Annotated in this window: 14 protein-coding genes; 9 read left to right on the forward strand and 5 right to left on the reverse strand. The window is 66.1% G+C overall.

Annotated elements, in window-relative coordinates:
* Positions 1-43 precede the first annotated feature (43 nt).
* Positions 44-1327: a 23S rRNA (adenine(2503)-C(2))-methyltransferase RlmN gene (rlmN, locus tag ACI3K3_RS18015; RefSeq protein WP_404916157.1), complete on the reverse strand. Its 1284-nt coding sequence runs from the start codon at positions 1325-1327 to the stop codon at positions 44-46.
* A gap of 331 nt (positions 1328-1658) precedes the next feature.
* Here rlmN and ACI3K3_RS18020 point away from each other — a divergent pair, with 331 nt between their 5' ends.
* Positions 1659-2327 carry an outer membrane protein gene (locus ACI3K3_RS18020; RefSeq protein ID WP_404916129.1) on the forward strand — a complete coding sequence of 223 codons (669 nt, stop codon included), beginning with the start codon at positions 1659-1661 and terminating at the stop codon, positions 2325-2327.
* A 69-nt stretch (positions 2328-2396) separates the two neighbouring features.
* Here the strand turns inward: ACI3K3_RS18020 and ACI3K3_RS18025 are convergent, their stop codons facing one another.
* Both ACI3K3_RS18025 and greB read right to left on the reverse strand, forming a co-directional pair.
* Positions 2397-2951, reverse strand: a complete 555-nt coding sequence (locus tag ACI3K3_RS18025; protein ID WP_404916131.1) for a hypothetical protein — start codon at positions 2949-2951, stop codon at positions 2397-2399.
* Positions 2915-3400, reverse strand: coding sequence for a transcription elongation factor GreB (greB, locus tag ACI3K3_RS18030; RefSeq protein ID WP_404916159.1), 486 nt, complete (start codon positions 3398-3400; stop codon positions 2915-2917). The genes ACI3K3_RS18025 and greB overlap by 37 nt, the downstream gene beginning before the upstream one ends.
* Before the next feature lie 124 nt (positions 3401-3524).
* Between greB and ACI3K3_RS18035 the strand changes: the two genes are divergently transcribed.
* Positions 3525-4910, forward strand: a complete 1386-nt coding sequence (locus tag ACI3K3_RS18035; RefSeq protein ID WP_404916133.1) for a glycoside hydrolase family 27 protein — start codon at positions 3525-3527, stop codon at positions 4908-4910.
* Positions 4911-5108: 198 nt separating this feature from the next.
* Here ACI3K3_RS18035 and ACI3K3_RS18040 read toward each other — a convergent pair whose 3' ends face one another.
* Positions 5109-7085, reverse strand: coding sequence for a lytic transglycosylase domain-containing protein (locus tag ACI3K3_RS18040; RefSeq protein ID WP_404916135.1), 1977 nt, complete (start codon positions 7083-7085; stop codon positions 5109-5111).
* A gap of 80 nt (positions 7086-7165) precedes the next feature.
* Here ACI3K3_RS18040 and dapA point away from each other — a divergent pair, with 80 nt between their 5' ends.
* On the forward strand, positions 7166-8056 hold the full coding sequence (gene dapA / locus ACI3K3_RS18045) for a 4-hydroxy-tetrahydrodipicolinate synthase (RefSeq protein WP_404916137.1): 891 nt from the start codon (positions 7166-7168) through the stop codon (positions 8054-8056).
* A gap of 290 nt (positions 8057-8346) precedes the next feature.
* Here dapA and ACI3K3_RS18050 read toward each other — a convergent pair whose 3' ends face one another.
* Positions 8347-10308, reverse strand: coding sequence for a prolyl oligopeptidase family serine peptidase (locus tag ACI3K3_RS18050; protein WP_404916139.1), 1962 nt, complete (start codon positions 10306-10308; stop codon positions 8347-8349).
* A 234-nt stretch (positions 10309-10542) separates the two neighbouring features.
* On the opposite strand from ACI3K3_RS18050, the gene smpB reads away from it, so the two are divergent.
* From smpB to glsA, 6 genes are all read left to right on the forward strand, one after another.
* Positions 10543-11025, forward strand: coding sequence for an SsrA-binding protein SmpB (smpB, locus tag ACI3K3_RS18055; protein ID WP_313443336.1), 483 nt, complete (start codon positions 10543-10545; stop codon positions 11023-11025).
* Entirely contained in the window at positions 11022-11639 is a 618-nt protein-coding gene (locus ACI3K3_RS18060; protein WP_404916141.1) for a DUF2062 domain-containing protein, read from the forward strand. The genes smpB and ACI3K3_RS18060 overlap by 4 nt, the downstream gene beginning before the upstream one ends.
* A complete protein-coding gene (locus tag ACI3K3_RS18065; RefSeq protein ID WP_404916143.1) occupies positions 11636-14122 on the forward strand; it encodes an ATP-binding protein in 2487 nt (828 codons plus the stop codon). Before ACI3K3_RS18060 ends, ACI3K3_RS18065 begins: the two co-directional genes overlap by 4 nt.
* A gap of 96 nt (positions 14123-14218) precedes the next feature.
* A complete protein-coding gene (gene recA, locus ACI3K3_RS18070) occupies positions 14219-15295 on the forward strand; it encodes a recombinase RecA (RefSeq protein WP_404916145.1) in 1077 nt (358 codons plus the stop codon).
* A 342-nt stretch (positions 15296-15637) separates the two neighbouring features.
* Positions 15638-18298, forward strand: a complete 2661-nt coding sequence (alaS, locus tag ACI3K3_RS18075) for an alanine--tRNA ligase (protein WP_404916147.1) — start codon at positions 15638-15640, stop codon at positions 18296-18298.
* A 141-nt stretch (positions 18299-18439) separates the two neighbouring features.
* The coding region (glsA, locus tag ACI3K3_RS18080) for a glutaminase A (RefSeq protein WP_404916149.1) at positions 18440-19105 on the forward strand (666 nt) is incomplete at its 3' end.

Genomic DNA, 19105 nt, shown 5'->3' on the forward strand with positions numbered 1-19105 from the left:
GCGTAATGCCAATGCAGCCGAAAGAGCCGGGAATCGCGAAAGGTCAGCCGAGTTCCTTTTCCTTCTCGGCGTAGAGACGCTCCAGTTCGGCGCGGCTCTTCTTCTCGGCGGCGGTCTTGAGCTGGCCGCAGGCCGCATCGATGTCGCGCCCGCGCGGGGTGCGCACCGGGGCAGAGATGCCGCCCCGGAACACGATTTCCGAGAAGGCCTTGATCCGCTCCGGCGTCGAGCATTCGTACTGCGCGCCGGGCCAGGGGTTGAACGGGATCAGGTTCACCTTGGCGGGAAGGTTATACTTCTTCAGCAGGCGGACCAGTTCGTGCGCGTCCGCGTCGCTGTCGTTCTTGTCCTTCAGCATCACGTATTCGAAAGTGATGCGGCGCGCGTTGGACGCGCCGGGATAGTCGGCGCAGGCCTGGAGCAGGTCTTCGATGCCGTACTTCTTGTTGACCGGCACGATCTCGTCGCGGACTTCCTTGGTCACCGCGTGGAGCGAGACGGCCAGGTTCACGCCGATCTCCTCGCCGCAGCGCGCCATCTGCGGGATCACGCCGGAAGTGGAGAGGGTGATGCGGCGCTTCGACAAGGCAAGGCCGTCACCGTCCATCACCAGCTTCAACGCGTCGCGCACATTGTCGAAATTGTAGAGCGGCTCGCCCATGCCCATCATCACGATGTTGGTGAGCAGGCGGCCGTCCGACGAATAGCCGCCTTCCTCGTCGTCGCTTTCGCCCCCCCCTGTTTCAGCGCCATCCACGCCGTCACCGAAGGCGAAGTCCATGCGGCCCTTGGGCCATTCGCCCAGGGTGTCGCGCGCCAGCATGACCTGGCCGACGATCTCGCCCACCGTCAGGTTGCGCACCAGGCGCATGGTGCCGGTGTGGCAGAAGCGGCAGTTGAGCGTGCAGCCGACCTGCGAGGACACGCAGAGCGTGCCGCGATCCGCATCGGGAATGAACACCATCTCGAAATCGTGCGCGTCCGCCGTACGCAGCAGCCACTTGCGGGTGCCGTCGCTGGAATGCTGGGCCTCGACGATTTCCGGGCGGCCGATCACGAAGCGTTCCGTGAGCCAGGGGCGCATGGTCTTGGCGATGTCGGTCATCGCCTCGAACTCGGTAACGCCGCGATGGTAGAGCCAGTGGTAGACCTGCTTGGCGCGCAGCTTGGCGGCCTTGGCGTCGAGACCGGCGCTTTCGAACAGTTCCGCGATGCGCTTCTTGGGCAGGCCCAGCAAGTCGATGCGGCCATCCTCGCGAGGGGTCACGCCCTCCACCAGGCCGGGGCGGGGCACCGGCACGGGATCGATATGACCGGGGATTGTCATCGGGGCGCCGGAATGGGGAGCAGCGCCGGTGGCGCCGGAAAGAGTGTTGGTCGCGTCTGTCATGATTGGGCGGGCATATAGTGCATCCGGAGCAAAAACGGAAGATGCGCGCGCAGACGAGCCCGCGCGAACGTTCGCAAAGGATTCCCGGTTCCTTTCGTTCAGCGCTTGCCCAAGGCGCCCCGTCGATTGACTGTGACCGAAAAACATCAGCCTTTTCGTTGTGTTAGGTTCAGGAAACTCCACCCGTATAACGATCATTTGACCAGTCCAGACGGGCCGGTCGCCGCCAACGGATGCCCGTCGGAAAAAACAACGAATGGAGCATCCCATGAAGAAGATTCTCGTCTGCCTCGCCCTCGGAACCGCTGCCGTCGCCGCGCCCGCCATGGCACAGGACACCGGCCCGGTTCAGCCCTTCTCGGGCTTCCACGTCGAGGCGCTTGCCGGCTACGATGTCACCAAGGCCGGCAGCAGCGTCGATGACGACGTCAATGTCGACAACGACCAGTCGATCGACGGCTTCGCTTACGGCGTCGGCGCGGGCTACGATTTCCGCTCGGGCAACCTGGTGTTCGGCCCCGAAGCCGAAGTGACCTGGTCGACCGCCAAGACCAAGTTCGACGATGGCGACTTCGAAGGCTTCGGCCTCGGCAACGTCAAGACCAACCGCGACCTCTATGTGGGCGCGCGCGTCGGTTATGTCGTGACGCCGACCACCATGGTCTATGCCAAGGGCGGCTACACCAACGCCAAGTTCGACGTGCGCAGCACCTTCGGCGATGTCGAAACCAACCGCGACATCGACGCCGACGGATGGCGGATCGGCGCGGGCGTCGAGCAGGCGATCACCAACAATGCCTTCGTGAAGCTCGAATATCGCTACTCGAACTACGAGAAGGGCGAACTCGACTACACCGGCGACATCGCGGACGGCCAGCGCTTCGACCTCGACCTCGACCGTCACCAGGTGATGGTCGGCGCGGGCGTGCGTTTCTAAGCCACGCGTTCAATCGAAGGAGAGGGGCGGGAGCGAAAGTTCCCGCCCTTTTTCATGGCAGGTTGTCATCTATTGAAGTCTGGCGCAGCCGATCAGCGCGGCGTCCATGGCAGAGGCGGCACCCGGCAGCGCCCAGGCATTGACGAAGCGCCTGCCCTGCCGGTCCCGCGCAGTGACGGTCATGCGGGGCGCGGATCGCATGGCCGCGACGATCGCGGCATTGTCCTTCTCGTCCCGCGCCCAGGCATCGCCTTCACCCGCCACGAGGATAAAGCGCTGCCTGCCGATAGAGAGCGTGACTTGCGCCCCTTGCGCGATGCGGCGCGAAAGCCGGACATGCACTTGCCCTCGTGCCCCGCGGCGTGGCCAGGATCCCACCGTCGCGAAAGGCTGATACTCGCGCGCCGCCGCATTGGGCTCGGCCATGGCGATGGCATAGCAGCGCGGAATCACCGGATCGCGAAACGCACCCCAGGTTGCGTAGATGCCGAGACTTTCGCGAGCGAGCGCGGGCGCGACGGGCAGGGCCGCGATGAGGCCCGCAAGGGCCAGTGCCAGTGGCAGTCCTGTCGCGGACAGGCGCCGGATCACGGTGCCGGGTACTCGATTTCCAGAACTTCCCATTCCTTCTCGCCCGAAGGCAGGCGCACCATCTTGAGGTCGCCCACGGCGGCGCCGCGCAGGGCGCGGGCGAGGGGGGCGCTCCAGCCGATCAGGCCCCTGGCGGCATCCTGTTCGTCGTCCCCGACGATGGTCAGCGTCTTGTGGTTGTCGTCCTCGTCCGCGATCGTCACCTTGGCGCCGAAGAAGACCTTGCCGCGCTCGGTCTGGTCCGCCGGATTGACGACGCGCAGCGCCTTCATCCGGCGCGCCAGATAGCCGAGTTCGCGGTCGATCTCGCGCATGCGTTTGCGGCCATAGAGGTAGTCGCCGTTTTCCGAGCGGTCGCCGTTGCCCGCCGCCCAGGAGACGATCTCGACGATCTCTGGCCGCTCCTTGCCGAGCAGGTGGTCGTAGCGGGCGCGCAGCGCGGCCATGCCTGAAGGCGAGATCGGAGGACCGGCGGGTTTCATGACGAGACCCTTATAAAGCATTGCCGATCCGGCCAAGTCCCCGATCCGCTTCGTCACCGGCTTGCGCACTGCCTATTAGTCCGACAAAAGAGCGGCCAAGATCTAACGGGATTTGAGGATCATCATGGATATTTCACGCCGCACCGCGCTGCTCGCCGCCGCTTCCGCACCGCTGGCCGGGCTTGCCGCCAGGGCCGGTGCCCAGACGATCGCTCCTGTCGGCGCCAATTCCGCAGCGCTGCCTGCCGCGCCCGGCGCCGCGCTCGCCCCGCGCCCGCCGATGGGCTGGAACAGCTGGAACAGCTTCGCCGGTACCATCACCGAGGCCCAGGCCCTCGAAACCGCCGCGATCATGCGCGAGAAGCTGCTGCCCTTCGGCTACGACGTCTTCACCGTCGACATCCAGTGGTATGAGCCGGATGCCAAGAGCTACACCTACAACGCCAACCCGGTGCCGGCGCTGGACGCCAACGGCCGGATGATCCCCGCACCCAACCGCTTCCCCTCGTCCAAGGGCGGAAAGGGCTTCGCGCCGCTCGCCGCCAAGGTCCACGCCATGGGCATGAAGTTCGGCATCCACGTCATGCGCGGCATCCCGCGCCACGCCGTGAAGCTCAACCTCCCGGTGCTCGGCACCAAATTGCGCGCGCAGGACATTGCCGACACCTCCAGCATCTGCTCCTGGAACCCCGACATGTACGGCGTCGACATGAGCAAGCCCGGCGCCCAGGAATACTACGACAGTATTTTCAAGCTCTATGCCTCGTGGGGCGTCGATTTCGTCAAGATGGACGACATGAGCCGCCCCTACGACGCCCACGCGCCCGAGATCGAGGCCGCCGCCAAGGCGATCGCCCGCTGCGGCCGCCCCATGGTGCTCAGCCTCTCGCCCGGCGAAACCCCCGTCCTGCGCGGCGCCCACGTTCGCCAGCATGCCCAGATGTGGCGCATCTCCGACGACTTCTGGGACGAATGGGCGCAGCTCTACGCGCAGTTCACCCGCCTCGAAAACTGGACGCCGTTCCGCGGCCCCGGCTCCTGGCCGGACGCCGACATGCTGCCGCTCGGCCGCCTCGCCCTGGGCGACCGCGACACCCGCTTTACGCCCGACGAGCAGCGCACACTGATGACGCTCTGGTCGATCGCCCGCTCGCCGCTGATCATGGGCGGCGACTTGCGCCACCTCGACGCGCCGACGCTGGCGCTGCTCACCAACCGCGAGGTGCTGGCGGTGAACCAGGCGAGCACCGACAACACGCCGCTGTTCCTCGACGACGGTACCAAGGTCTGGACCGCGCGCGCCGAGGGTGGCGAGAATCGCTACGTGGCGCTGTTCAACGTGTCGGACAAGGAGCGGGAGGTGAGCGTGCCGCTTTCGCTGCTTGGTTTGGGCGCGAAGGCTTCGGTGCAGGACTTGTGGGAGGGCAAGGATCTCGGCGCGGTCGAAGCGCGCGTTTCGGCGCGGCTTGCTTCGCACGGGGCGGGGTTGTTCAGGGTTAAGGGCATTTGAGAAAGAGGAAGACCCGGGGGATGATCCCCCGGACCCTCGGAATGTCGGCGCCGCGCGCCACTTATCCGTAGTGCGCCCCCTGCGGCGCAGCCATTAAGTCTCCCGACGCAGCCGTGGGCACACGACGAGGTTAGCCCGCGTGACCTGGACAGTTGTGGGGTGCAGGGGCGATGGCCCCTGCTTATTCCCCTTGTTCTTTCACCCCGGCGTCCGCTTCCCGATCAGCTGCGTAAGCGGCGTATTCCCTCGATAGCCCGACTCCTTCGGGTACATCGACTCATAGACCACCGCGTTTTCCAGCACGCGCTGGATGTAGTTCTTGGTCTCGTAGATCGGGATCTGCTCCAGCCAGTCGATCCAGTCTACCGCGCCGGTGCGGGGGTCGCCGTTGGCGCGCAGCCACTTGTTCACGTTGCCCGCGCCCGCGTTGTAGGCTCCGACAGCCAGCGGCAGCGAGCCGCTGAAGTAGTCCGTCATCCGCGCGAAGTAGGCATCGCCAAGGCGGATGTTGTAGCTGGCGTCGCTGACAAGCTGGTTCTGGTCGTAGGCCATGCCGAGCTTGCCTGCCTGCTCCCGCGCCGTGGCGGGCATGAGCTGCATCAGGCCGCGCGCACCGGCGTGGCTGAGCGCGTTCTGCGCGAACTGGCTCTCCTGCCGGGTGAGGGCGTGGACCATGGCGAAGTTCGCACCGGGCGGCATCGGGATCAGCGGATAGGCGATCTGGCCGAAGTCCTGGTAGCCGTCGCCATGGGCGCTCTGGCCCAGGATCACGGCAAGGTCGCGGCGGCCGATGTCGCGGGCGAGTTCGGCGACGAGCACGTGGTCCGCTTCGCTCTGGGCCTGGTCCGATATCTCGCGGAAGAACTGCACGCCGGTGCGCCAGTCGGCGTCGCGGGCCACGTCGCGCACGGCGGCGGTCAGCGGCTTGGCCAGGAAGGCGCTGCGCTCGGCCTGGGTTGGCACGGCGCGGGGGCGGCTGTCGAGATCGGGCAGGGGGCGGCCCAGCCGTTCAAGCGCCAGCTGGCCGTAGAAGTAGTGCGGATAGGCGGCGGCCATCTGGAAATAGCGGTTGGCGCCGGTCGCGTCCCCGGCGCGGGCCAGTGCGCGGCCTGCCCAGTAGAAGCCCTTGGAGCGCGTGCCCGGCGTCTGCGCAGCGGCGCCGTAGCGGTAGAACAGCGGCGCGGCCCGGCGGGCGTCGCCCAGTTGCCACAGCGCCTTGGTGCCGCCCAGCCAGACCAGCGAGGTGTAGTCGTCGCGCAGGCGGTAGGATTGCTGGCTGATGTCGGTGCCCGGTGCGAAGGCGTCGTCGATGCTGCCGGCGATGCGTACCGCCGAATCCGCGCCCGCGCCCTTTGCGGCGGTGAGCAGTTCGCGCACCCATTTTTCAGGCTCCGGCACCGGGGCCGTCAGGGTGGGGCGATTGGCCAGCAGGGCGATCTCGCCGGGCAGGTTGCCGCTCTTTCGGGCCTGCACGGCGCGGGCATAGATATAGCCGGCGTCGGCGTTCATCTGCGGCGTCAGCACCAGCCCCAGCGAACCGGGGGGCGAGCCTTGCAGCATGGTGAGCCGCTCCATGAACAGGGCGCGGCGCTCGGCGGAGACGAAGGAGATCTGCCGCTCGGCCTGCGACGTCTCGCTCTGCCAGAGCAGGCGGTCCATGCGCGCGTCATGATCGGCGGTGGTCAGCGCGCCGCGATAAGTGGCGAGGATCAGCGCCTCGTCGCTCTGCGCCAGGGAGCCGCCGCGCCAGGCGGCAAGGGCGCGCTGCTGGGCATCGGGGCGGCGCAGGGTGGTCAGCGCTACCGCATAGCGCCCGGCGGCCTGGTTCGACAGCGGCGGATAGCGGGTGAAGAACGCGACCAGCGAATTGGCGTCGGGAGACTGGTTGACCAGCGCCCGTTCCGCCGAGGCGCGAATCTTGTCGGCCTGGGGGTAGCCCGGATACGTCAGCAGGAAGGAGGAATAGCTGCCGAAGTCGAAGCTGTCGGACGCGACGAGCTGGCGCCAGCGATCGATCGACTGATGGACGGCCATGTCGTGCGACTGCATCGCGCGGGCCTTGGCGAGATCCCATTCACGGCCGTCCTGCGCGGCGGCGGGGCTGCCGATTGCGATACCGAACAGGGCGGTCGAAGCAAGCAAGACGAGGGGGGCGACACGCTGCATGCTGGACATTTTGGGAAAAGGCTCCTTATCAGGCGCTGAACATCGGGTCCGTCGGTTCCGATCAATGAACATCAGGTGAGGTAAAGTCCATGTTCTCGGGTTCCATTCCTGCGCTTGTTACACCGTTTCGCGACGGAGCGTTCGATGAACAGGCCTTTCGGCGACTCGTGGACTGGCAGATCGAATCGGGCTCCTCGGCGCTCGTTCCCTGCGGCACGACCGGCGAAAATTCGACGCTTTCGAACGCCGAGCACCACCGCGTCATCGAGCTTTGCGTCGAACAGGCGGCGGGCCGGGTGCCGGTGATCGCCGGTTGCGGCAGCAACGATACGATGAACGCGCTGCTGCACATGAATTTCTCCAAGAAGTGCGGTGCCTCTGCGGCGCTGCTGGTGGCGCCGTACTACAACCGCCCCAGCCAGGAAGGGTTGCTGGCGCACTTCACCTATCTGGCGGAAAACAACGACCTGCCGATCGTGCTCTACAACGTGCCCGGTCGGACCGTCACCGATCTGCTGCCGGAAACCGTCTGCGAACTGGCGCGCCGGTTCCCGGATCGCTTCATCGCCATCAAGGACGCCAGCGGCGATCTCAGCCGCGTGACCGACCACCGCATGGGCATCGGCAAGCACTTCGTGCAGCTCTGCGGTGACGACGAACTGGCGCTGCCGTTCAACGCTGCGGGCGGCGTGGGCTGCATCTCGGTGACGGCGAACGTGGCGCCGAAGCTCTGCGCCGAGTTCCAGGCGGCCTGCGCGGCCAACGACCTGGAAGAAGCGCGCCGCCTCAACGACCTGCTCTATCCGCTGCACTACGCCATGTTCGAGGACAGCTCGCCGGGGCCGTGCAAGTACGCGCTGGCTCAGGTGCATGGCTGGATCGAGAACGAACTGCGCCTGCCGCTCGTCCCGTGCAGCGACAAGGCCCGCACGGCCGTGGACGAGGCGCTGGTTCATGCGGGGCTCGTCAAGGCGGCCTGAGGGTCGCTTTGAAGACGGCGCCAAGCAGCGGATAGCGTTGAGGATAGTGTAGGAACGGTAGCGCCGGAAAGGTAGCGCCAGAAAGGTAGCGCCAGAAAGGTAGCGTCGTCCCGGACTTGATCCGGGACCGCTGTCAGTTCTTTAGGCGCGTGCTCTCGCCGTGGCAGCCAGGCGGCAGGGGGCCCCGCCGTCAGGTGGGCTGTTCATGGCCAGCGGTCCCGGATCAAGTCCGGGACGACGAGGTTTTCTTCCTCACTATGGCCGATTCTCTCCCCCTCAGCCCAAAGGCATCAATCCGCCGGATTGTGCTTCTGCACGAAGCGCACGGCTTCCGAGAGCATTTTCTTGCGCGTTTCCTCGCGCGAGAGCCAGTGGTCTTCGCCCGGCAGGGTGACGAGTTCGTAGGGCTTTCCTGCATCCTTCAGGGCATCGGCCATGACCTGGCTCTGCTTGTAGCCGACCACGGTATCGTCCTTGCCGTGGATCAGCATGACCGGCGCATCGGCCCGCGCGGCGAAGCGGCGGGGTGATACTTCGTCGTAGAGCCTGGGATCGCCGAGCTGTTCGCGCAGGGATTTGGTGAGCATCTTCGAATCGCCGCTCTCGCGGATATCGGTGGCATACATCAGCTTGAGGTCGGCGACGCCCGCCACCGACACGGCGCAGCGATAGAGCCCCTGTTGCAGGGTGACGCCCGCAAGCGCCGCATAGCCGCCGTAGCTGGCGCCGACGATGCAGGCCCGCTTGGGATCGACAAGTCCGCGCTTTGCCAGTTCGGCCAGTCCGTCGGAGATGTCGGTCTGCATCGTGCGGCCCCACTGGCCGTTCCCGGCGTGGCGGAAGGCATCGCTGCGGCCGGTCGAGCCCCGGAAGTTGGGTTGGAACACCGCATAACCGCGCGAGGCGAAAGCCTGGGCCCACCAGTCGAACTGGGCCTTGTCGTGCGCGGCCGGGCCACCGTGCGGCAGCAGGATCACGGGCAGGTTCCGGGCCTCGCGACCAGGCGGCAGGGTGAGGACGCCGTCCATGTCGAGGCCGTCCTGCGCCTTGTAGTCCACGGTGGAAATGGCGCCGACCTGTTCCGGCGCGATGGCGGGGCGCTCGTTGCCGATCGGATCGGCCCGCTTGGCGCGCACGTCCACGAGGTACCAGGTGCCGCTGTCCTTGTTGCCGGTGGTGCGCACCAGCACGTTCGAGAAGTCCGGCGTCCAGTCGATCAGATGCGCTTCGCGGCCCGCGAAGGCCTTGAAGATGCGGGTGATCGCGCTCTGGTAGGTGGGATTGTCCATGATCGTCCTGGGCGTTTCGCCCTGGGTCCGGTAGCCGATCATGTCACCGCTGTTGCGGTCCACAAACAGACGCTCGATGCCGACCTCGTTCATGATTTCCCTGGTCTCGCCGCCTGCCAGCGGCGCTTCGTACCAGTGCGAGGTGCCGTCCTCGTCCTCGATCGCGTAGACCACGGTCGAGCCATCCTTGGCGAACGAGACCAGGCTGACGTCGCCGGTGGGATCGACGCCGCGGGCAAGCTCCGCGCCCTTGGGAGACGTGATCTTCCAGACTCCATTGTTTCTCGAGACGTCGAGGAAGACCGCCACGTTGCCGGCGCGGTCGATCAGCCAGTCTCGGTAATGGTCCTCCGATGCCGGCTGGGCCACGATGCGGGGGCGGTTGGTGGCGATGTCCACCGCGTAGAGCGTCGTGCGGCCATGGCGCCAGCGGGTGTTGAAGCCATCGACCTCCAGGGCGATGCCGCCGAAATAGCCGACCGTGCGCCCGTCGATGGTGCGGATGCCGTAGCGGCCCCGCGTCGTCTTCGCGATTCCCTTGGTCTTGCCGAACACCAAACCCGATTCGTTGCCCGGCCGCAGCGGCAGGATGATCGTGCCGCTCATCTCGTACTTGGCGGCGGCGAAGCCGAACATCGGCACGGTTGCGCTGTTGGTCAGGAGAATGGTGTCGTTGTCAGCCCATTCGATGGAACGGACCTTGGTGTCCCCCGAAGAGCCGTTGAACAGCACTTCGCCGTTCTTGAGCACGACGACCCGGCGGACGCCGTTGGTATGCACCACGCTGGCGATCGATGTGCCGTCCGGAGAGAGAGCGGCATCCTCCATTTGCGGCAGTTCGCCATAGGCATCGAGCGGAGGGGGCTGGTTCGATGCGGGAGGCGCGGCCGCCAGGGCAAGGGACGATGTAGAGCCGGCAATAAGCAAGGCAGCCGGCAGGGCCGACCGAAATATGGTGCGCACGTTGAATTACCCCCGTTTGTTCCAGGGTATTCAAATTGTCGGCGCTGATGGCAAGGGCCATCTTCAGCGCAGGCGCGGTTAATTTTCCTTCATCGGACGCGGGTTGTCGCCAGCCCGACAAGTCGTCCAGAAGGCGCGCTCCCACGGCCGGACCGTCCGTCGATCACGGGATGACGAAATCACGCAAAGGAGACGTTTCCTTTTCGCGCGCGAATCCCTACATGCCGGGTCATCATGGCACGTCCGCAGCACCCGACATTCGACAAGCACAAAAGCGTCGCGGAAAACCGCAAGGCCCGCTTCGAGTACTACATCGAGGAAACCTTCGAGGCCGGCATCGCGCTGACCGGCACCGAGGTGAAATCGCTGCGGTTCGGCGAAGGGTCGATCGCGGAATCCTACGCAGAGATCAAGAACGGCGAATGCTGGCTGGTGAATTCCAACGTCCCGGAATTCAGCCACGGCAATCGCTACAACCATGTGCCCAAGCGCCCGCGCAAGCTGCTGCTGCATGAGCGCGAACTCTCCCGCCTGCAAGGCTCGGTGGAGCGCAAGGGCATGACCCTGGTGCCGCTCTCGATCTACTTCAACGGCCGGGGCCGCGCCAAAGTCGAACTCGCGCTGGCCAAGGGCAAGAACGCCGCCGACAAGCGCCATACGATCAAGGAACGCGACTGGAAGCGGGAGCAGGGCCGCATCCTGCGCGAGCACAAGTGAGCGACCTGCTGCACCGCCTGGGCGCCTGGCTGCACGGCCAGATGCCCACGCATGCGCAGCTTGAGGCGAATCGCTTCACCGCGCCTTTCACGCGGCGGCCGGAACTGTTCCGCTTCACCCGCCGATCGGTGCCGCGCGGCGTGGCCGTGGGCATGTTCATCGGCATCTTCGCGCTGATCCCCGGCGTCCAGATCGTCGGCGCGGCGCTGATGTGCGTGCCGTTTCGCGGAAACATTCCGCTGGCTGCCGCCGTCACCTTCATCAGCAATCCGGTGACGACGCTGCTCATCATCCTTCCCGTGGCGGTCGCGATCGGCAACAGCTTCGGCTATCACGCCGATATCGCCACCGTGGAAGCGATGGTGCGCGAAGGCGCGGGCCTGGCGCAGTGGCGAGGCTGGCTACTGTCCGACACGGCGCCGGCGGTGCTGATCGGCCTGTTCATCCAGTCGGTGGTCGCGGCCTTCGTCAGCTATTTTCTCACCATGTGGTTCTGGCGCTACTGGATCGGCCGCAAGCATCGTGCCCGCCGTCATCGCAGCCTGTTCCGCCATGCCGAAAGCGAGGCCGGGCAGCCTCCAGTGAAAACGGGCGACACGGAAGGAATTGCATGAAGGCAGGCGGGCAGGGGGCTGCTGGGAAAGGGGCCGATGGGCCGCAGAGCCAGATTCGCATAGCGGGGCTTTCGGACACGACGATCGTCGCGCTCGCCCTCGTGGCCAGCGCCGCGCTTGTCTGGCTGGTGAGCGGCGATGGCCTGCTCGTGGCGATACTCACGGGCACGCTGATGGTTTTCGGCGGCCTTGCCTGGATGCTCGCCAACCGCCGCCCCGAAGCCGCTGACGTGGAATTCGCCCAGCCCGACTGGTCCGTGACGGTGGCGGCGATCGATCGCACCGATATCGCCATTGCCGTCACCGACCGGGCGGGGCGCCTCGCCTGCGCCAACGGCAGTTTCGAACAGTGGTTCGGCACCGCCAGCCCCCCGCCGCGCCTGCCGGTGGACGATGCCGCGCTAGAGCGGCTCACCGATGCCGTCCGCTCTGCCTGGCGCGACGGTCACGCCCGCGCGGAAGTGCGGACCGAAGGCGAGATGGCGCTGGATTGGCGGGTCGAGATCCAGCGTTCGGGGCGCGGGGACGATTTTCTGGTCTGGCGAATTCGGCCGGTCAACTCGGTCGATATCGTCGGGGAACTGGTGCGGCAGGTCGACGGAAAGCTGGGGAAGGGGCTCGCTCGCGCGGGGATTTCGGCCGCGGTGGTCGATCCCGACGGCATGATCCGCGCGGCCAGCGCCGGCTTTGCCCAGCGCGCCACCGGCGACGGCTTGGCCGATATGACCGGCCTCGATTTCGTGGCGCTGATCAGCCAGGAAGAAGGCGAGCGCATCGGCTGGGCGCGTGACGCCGGTCGCGGCGGGCCGCTCGTGCTCTATCACGTTCCCATCGCCGACCCCGATTCGCCTACTGAGCCCGATCCCAACCTCACCCCTTCGCTGATGCTGGTGGTGGAAGCGGGGCAGGGCATCGGCGCCGGTGGTGGCGGCGGAACCGCCGCGCCGCATCTGGAGGCGCTGCTCAGCCAGTTGCCGCTCGGCCTCGCCATGGCTGATCGCGACGGGCGGCTGCTGTTCGCCAATCCCGCCTTCATGCGGGCTGCGGGACAGGAGGGCCAACACCCGCCAAGCTACCCGACCGACCTCGTGGTCCGCGATGACAAGCGCGCCCTGTCCGAGGCGATCCGGCGTTTTGCGCAGGGGCCTGCCGCTGCCGGCGATATCGCGGTGCGCCTGACCTCGCAGCCCGACGATCCGGTTTCGCTGAGCCTCGCGGGCGTGCGCGGCCTGGGCGAGGCGGCGGTGCTGCTGGGCCTCACCGACAATTCCGAGGAAACCCGCCTCAAGCGCCAGGTCGCGCAGGCCACCAAGATGCAGGCCGTGGGCCAACTTGCAGGCGGTGTCGCGCATGATTTCAACAATGTGCTGACGGCGATCCTGGGCACTTGCGACCTCATGCTGATGCGCCACACGCCGGGCGATTCGGACTATGACGACATCCAGCAGATCCGCGCCAATTCCAACCGCGCGGCCTCGCTGACCCGCCAGCTTCTGGCCTTCTCGCGCCAGCAGACGCTGCGGCCCGAAGTGCTCCAGCTTCCCGACGTGGTGGCTGACGTTTCGCAGATGCTGCGCCGCCTGATCGGTGAGAAGATCCAGCTGGTGGTCAGCCACGACCGCGATCTCGGCCCGGTCCGCGCCGACCCGACGCAGTTGGAGCAGGTGATCGTCAACCTCGCCGTGAACGCGCGCGACGCCATGCAGATGAAAGGCGATGGCGCGGGCATTCTCACGCTCGCCACCCGTCGCATCAGCAATACCGACGTGCGGGCCATGCGCAGCGAGATCATCCCGGCGGGAGACTATACCGCGCTGATCGTGGAAGACACCGGCGGCGGCATTCCCTCCGAACACCTCGGCAAGATCTTCGAGCCGTTCTTCACCACCAAGGAACAGGGCAAGGGCACCGGCCTCGGTCTTTCCACCGTCTACGGCATCGTCAAGCAGTCCGGCGGTTTCATCTTCGCCGAAAGCGAGGCCGGCAAAGGTACGCGCTTCGTCGTCTACCTGCCGGTCCATCACGTCGCCCCCGGCAGCGCGCCCGAACCCCCTCCCGTCGAGGAGCCCGAGGCCGAGCCCAGCCAGTGGGCGGGCGGCGGCGCGATCCTGCTCGTGGAGGACGAGGATCCCGTGCGCATCGTCGCCGAACGCGCGCTCACGCGGCAGGGCTATGTCGTCACCTGCGCGCGCGACGGCGAGGAAGGCCTCGAACTCGTGGAAGAGGGCGGGCGGTTCGATCTGGTCGTCTCCGACGTGGTGATGCCGTCGCTGGACGGACCGGCGATGGCGCGGGAGATCCGCCGTATCGCGCCGGACCTGCCGGTGCTGTTCATGTCCGGCTATGCCGAGGAGCAGCTGCGCAAGGAAATCGGCATCGCCAACGCCTGGTTCATGCCCAAGCCGTTTTCGGTGCAGCAGCTCTCGGAAAAAGTCGGGGATGTTCTGGCCCGCACCGCCAGCGGCGTTAAAAATAGGAAATAAAGCACTGTTCCCCTCTTGTTCCATAAGAACAAAGGCGATACATAGATCCCCGCGACGTTGACCTTTCCGGTCAGGCCGGTAGCAAGGGGAAGAGACATGGCTGCTCAGCTCAAGCTGATCCAGGAAGGCAAGGAAAAGGACAACATGGACCGTCAGAAGGCGCTCGAAGCCGCGCTTGCGCAGATCGACAAGGCGTTCGGCAAGGGCTCCGCGATGAAGCTGGGTTCCAAGGAAGCGATGCAGGTGGAGGCGATCTCCACCGGTTCGCTCGGGCTCGACATCGCGCTGGGGGTCGGTGGTCTTCCGCGCGGCCGCGTGATCGAAGTCTACGGGCCGGAAAGCTCGGGCAAGACCACGCTCGCCCTCCACGTCATCGCTGAAGCGCAGAAGTCCGGCGGCACCGCCGCCTTCATCGACGCCGAACACGCGCTCGATCCCGTCTATGCCAAGAAGCTGGGCGTCAACATCGATGAACTGATCGTCTCGCAGCCCGATACCGGCGAGCAGGCGCTCGAGATCACCGACACGTTGGTACGGTCGAACGCGATCGACGTGCTGGTGGTGGACTCGGTCGCCGCGCTGGTGCCCCGCGCCGAAATCGAAGGCGAGATGGGCGACAGCCACGTCGGCCTCCAGGCCCGCCTGATGAGCCAGTCGCTCCGCAAGCTGACCGGCTCGATCAGCCGCTCGCGCTGCATGGTGATCTTCATCAACCAGCTGCGCATGAAGATCGGCGTCATGTACGGTAACCCGGAAACGACCACGGGCGGCAACGCGCTGAAGTTCTACGCCTCGGTCCGCCTCGACATCCGCCGCACCGGCCAGATCAAGGACCGCGATGATATCGTCGGCAACGCCACCCGCGTGAAGGTGGTGAAGAACAAGGTCGCGCCGCCGTTCAAGCAGGTCGAATTCGACATCATGTACGGCGAAGGTATCTCCAAGATCGGTGAAATCCTCGATCTCGGCGTCAAGGCCGGCATCGTCGAGAAGTCCGGTGCCTGGTTCAGCTACGATTCGATCCGCATCGGTCAGGGCCGCGAGAACGCCAAGAACTACCTGAAGGAAAACGTCGAAATCGCCGACCGCCTCGAAAAGGCCATCCGCGCGCAGACCGCTGGCCTTGCCGAAGAAATGATGGTCGGCCCCTCGGCGGAAGACGACGCAGAGTAAGACTGGGCCGAATAAGTCTGCGTGTCCCCGCAGAACGAAGAAAACCCCGGCCATCGCGCCGGGGTTTTTGTTTCAAGCCGCGACGTGAAAAACCCGTCGTCCCGGACTTGATCCGGGACCGCTGGCCGTGAACAACCCACCTCAAGGCAAGGCCCCCCTCCGCTAGTTCGCGCCTAAAGAACTGCCAGCGGTCCCGGATCAAGTCCGGGACGACGCGCGCAGCCAAAACCCGTGGCAGACATGCAACACAGCCATATCGGCTGCGCTTATCGCGAAAACCGAACAGTCTGACTGTAGCAAGCCGCTTGCCGCCGCCGCGTCGCTGGATTATCGGCGCGGACTATGCACACGACCAACGAAATCCGCCGGTCCTTCCTCGACTATTTCGCCAGCAATGGTCACGAGGCCGTTCAGTCTGCGCCGCTCGTTCCTTACAACGACCCGACGCTGATGTTCGTGAATGCCGGCATGGTGCCGTTCAAGAACGTGTTCACCGGTCTTGAAACGCCTTTCGCGCCGCGCGCCACGTCCTCGCAGAAGTGCGTTCGCGCCGGCGGCAAGCACAACGATCTCGACAACGTCGGCTACACCGCGCGGCACCACACCTTCTTCGAAATGCTGGGGAATTTCTCCTTCGGCGATTATTTCAAGGAACAGGCGATCACTCACGCCTGGACCCTGCTGACGAAGGAATGGGGCCTTCCGGTCGAAAAGCTGCTCGTCACCGTCTATCATACCGATGACGAGGCCTTCGATCTCTGGAAGAAGATCGCCGGCCTGCCGGAATCGAAGATCATCCGCATCCCCACGAAGGACAACTTCTGGGCCATGGGCGACGAGGGCCCCTGCGGTCCGTGTTCGGAAATCTTCTTCGACCACGGCGACCACATCTGGGGCGGCCCTCCGGGATCGCCGGAAGAGGACGGCGACCGCTTCATCGAGATCTGGAACCTCGTGTTCATGCAGTTCGAGCAGTCGGCGGGCGAAATCGTCGGCAACCTGCCGAAGCCCTCGATCGACACCGGCATGGGCCTCGAGCGCATCTCGGCGGTCATGCAGGGCGTGCACGATAACTACGATATCGACACCTTCAAGGCGCTGATCTCGGCGTCTGAAAGCCTGACCGGCGTTGCCGCCGAAGGCGAGCAGCGCGCCAGCCACCGCGTGATCGCGGATCACTTGCGCTCGACGAGCTTCCTGCTGGCCGACGGCGTGCTCCCTTCGAACGAAGGCCGCGGCTACGTCCTGCGTCGCATCATGCGCCGCGCCATGCGCCATGCGCATCTGCTGGGCGCGCGCGATCCGTTGATGCACCGCTTGGTGCCCGCACTCGTGGCCGAAATGGGCCAGGCCTATCCCGAACTCGGCCGCGCCCAGCCGCTGATCGAGGAAACGCTGGAGCGCGAGGAAGTGCAGTTCCGTCGCACCCTTGCCAATGGCCTCAAGCTGCTCGACGAAGCGACGGGCGACATGGGCGAGGGCGGAGAGCTTCCCGGCGAGACCGCGTTCAAGCTCTACGACACCTTCGGCTTCCCCTACGACCTGACCGAAGACGCGCTGCGTTCGCGCGGCATCGCCGTGGACCGCGCGGGCTTCGACGCCGCCATGGCCCAGCAGAAGGCAGCCGCGCGCGCCGCGTGGAAGGGCTCGGGCCAGGCCGCCGACAGCGAAGTCTGGTTCGACATCGCCGAGCGCGAAGGCGCCAGCGAGTTCACCGGCTATGCCTCGACCACCGGCGAAGGCCAGGTCGTGGCCCTGGTGAAGGACGGCAAGGAAGTCGAGTCCGCCACGGCCGGCGAAGACGTCGTGGTGCTGACCAACCAGACGCCGTTCTACGGCGAATCGGGCGGGCAGGAAGGCGATCGCGGCGCGATTTCCGGCGCCAACGGCCTGAAGATCGTCGTCACCGACACCTCCAAGCCGCTTGGCCGCCTTCATGCCATGAGCGGCACGGTCGAAGCCGGTACGATCAAGGTCGGCGATGCCGTCAACCTCACGGTCGATGTCGAACGCCGCGACGCGGTTCGCGCCAACCACTCGGCCACGCACCTGCTGCACGCGGCGCTGCGCAATCGCCTGGGCGATCACGTCACCCAGAAGGGTTCGCTGGTCGCCGCCGAGCGCCTGCGCTTCGACTTCTCGCATCCCAAGGCGCTCGACGCCGAGGACATCGCGGCCATCGAAGCCGAGGTTAACGCGGAAATCCGCGCCAACGATCCGGTGCTTACCCGCCTGATGACGCCCGACGATGCCATCGAAGCGGGCGCCATGGCGCTGTTCGGCGAGAAGTACGGCGATGAAGTGCGCGTGCTCTCGATGGGCCGCAGCGCCAAGACGGACGCGGGCGAGCGCAACTACTCGGTCGAACTGTGCGGCGGCACCCACGTCCGTGCCACCGGCGACATCGGCGTGTTCCGCATCGTTTCGGAAAGCGCGGTGTCCTCGGGCGTTCGCCGCATCGAGGCGCTGACCGGCGAAGGTGCGCGCCAGTGGCTCGTGGCCCGCGAGGAAGCACTCAAGGGTGCGGCCAGCGCGCTGCGCACCACCCCGGAAGATGTCGAGGCGCGCGTTGCCGCGCTGCTCGAAGAGCGCCGCAAGCTGGAACGCGAACTGGCCGAAGCCAAGAAGGCGCTTGCCCTCGGCGGCGGTGGCGCCAAGGCCGAGAGCGCCGACGAGGACGTGAACGGCGTGAAGTTCTCCGGTCAGGTTCTCGAGGGGCTCGATCCCAAGGAACTGCGCGGATTGCTCGATCAGGCCAAGCAGCGGATGGGCTCGGGCGTGGCCGCGATCGTCGCGGTGAACGAGGGCAAGGCCTCCATCGCGGCGGCCGTGACCGAGGATCTCACCGGCACGATCAGCGCCGTCGATCTCGTTCGCAAGGGCGTGGAAACGCTGGGCGGCAAGGGCGGCGGCGGCCGGGCTGACATGGCCCAGGGCGGCGGTCCTGATGGTGACAAGGCGGCGGAAGCCATCGCGGCGGTGAAGGCGGTTCTGGCGGGGTGAGTTGTCCGTCGTCCCGGACTTGATCCGGGACCGCTGACAATTCTTTAGGCGATAGCTTGAGGCAGGGCGCGTTGCCGCTAGGTGGGCTGTTCACGGCCAGCGGTCCCGGATCAAGTCCGGGACGACGAAGGGGCACCGTCAATGTCGTCGATTGCCGTCATCGTCGCCGAAGTGGCCGAGGAAATGCGCGAAGTCGGCAGCCGGGGCAAGGTTGCCGACTACATCGCGCCGCTGGCCCAGGTGCCGCTCGACAAGTTCGGGCTGGCGGTGGTCATGGCGGACGGCGCGGTGCACACGGCGGGTGACGCGGACGAAGCGTTTTCGATCCAGTCGATCTCGAAGGTCTTCGCGCTGACTTTGGCGCTGGGCGCGGTGGGCGACCAGTTGTGGACCCGCGTGGGGCGCGAGCCTTCGGGAAGCGCGTTCAACTCGATCGTCCAGCTGGAAACCGAGCACGGGATCCCTCGCAATCCCTTTATCAACGCCGGCGCCATCGTCGTGACCGATGTCCTGCTCGGACGCCTGCAACCGCGCGAGGCAATCGGGCAGATGCTGCGTTTCGTGCGCGAACTGGCGGGTGACGACAGCATCGTAATCGACGAAACCGTCGCCGCCGCCGAGCGCGAGACGGGCTTTCGCAACCGCGCGCTCGCCAACTACATGCGTGCCTTCGGTACCATCCACGGCGATGTCGAACTGGTGCTGGGCACTTATTTCCACTTCTGCGCGCTCGCCATGAGCTGCCGCCAACTGGCGCTCGCGGGACGCTATTTGATGGACGGCGGGCGTTCCGGGGGAGGCGGGGCA

This window comes from Novosphingobium sp. ZW T3_23 (assembly GCF_044987305.1).
Classification (GTDB): domain Bacteria; phylum Pseudomonadota; class Alphaproteobacteria; order Sphingomonadales; family Sphingomonadaceae; genus Novosphingobium.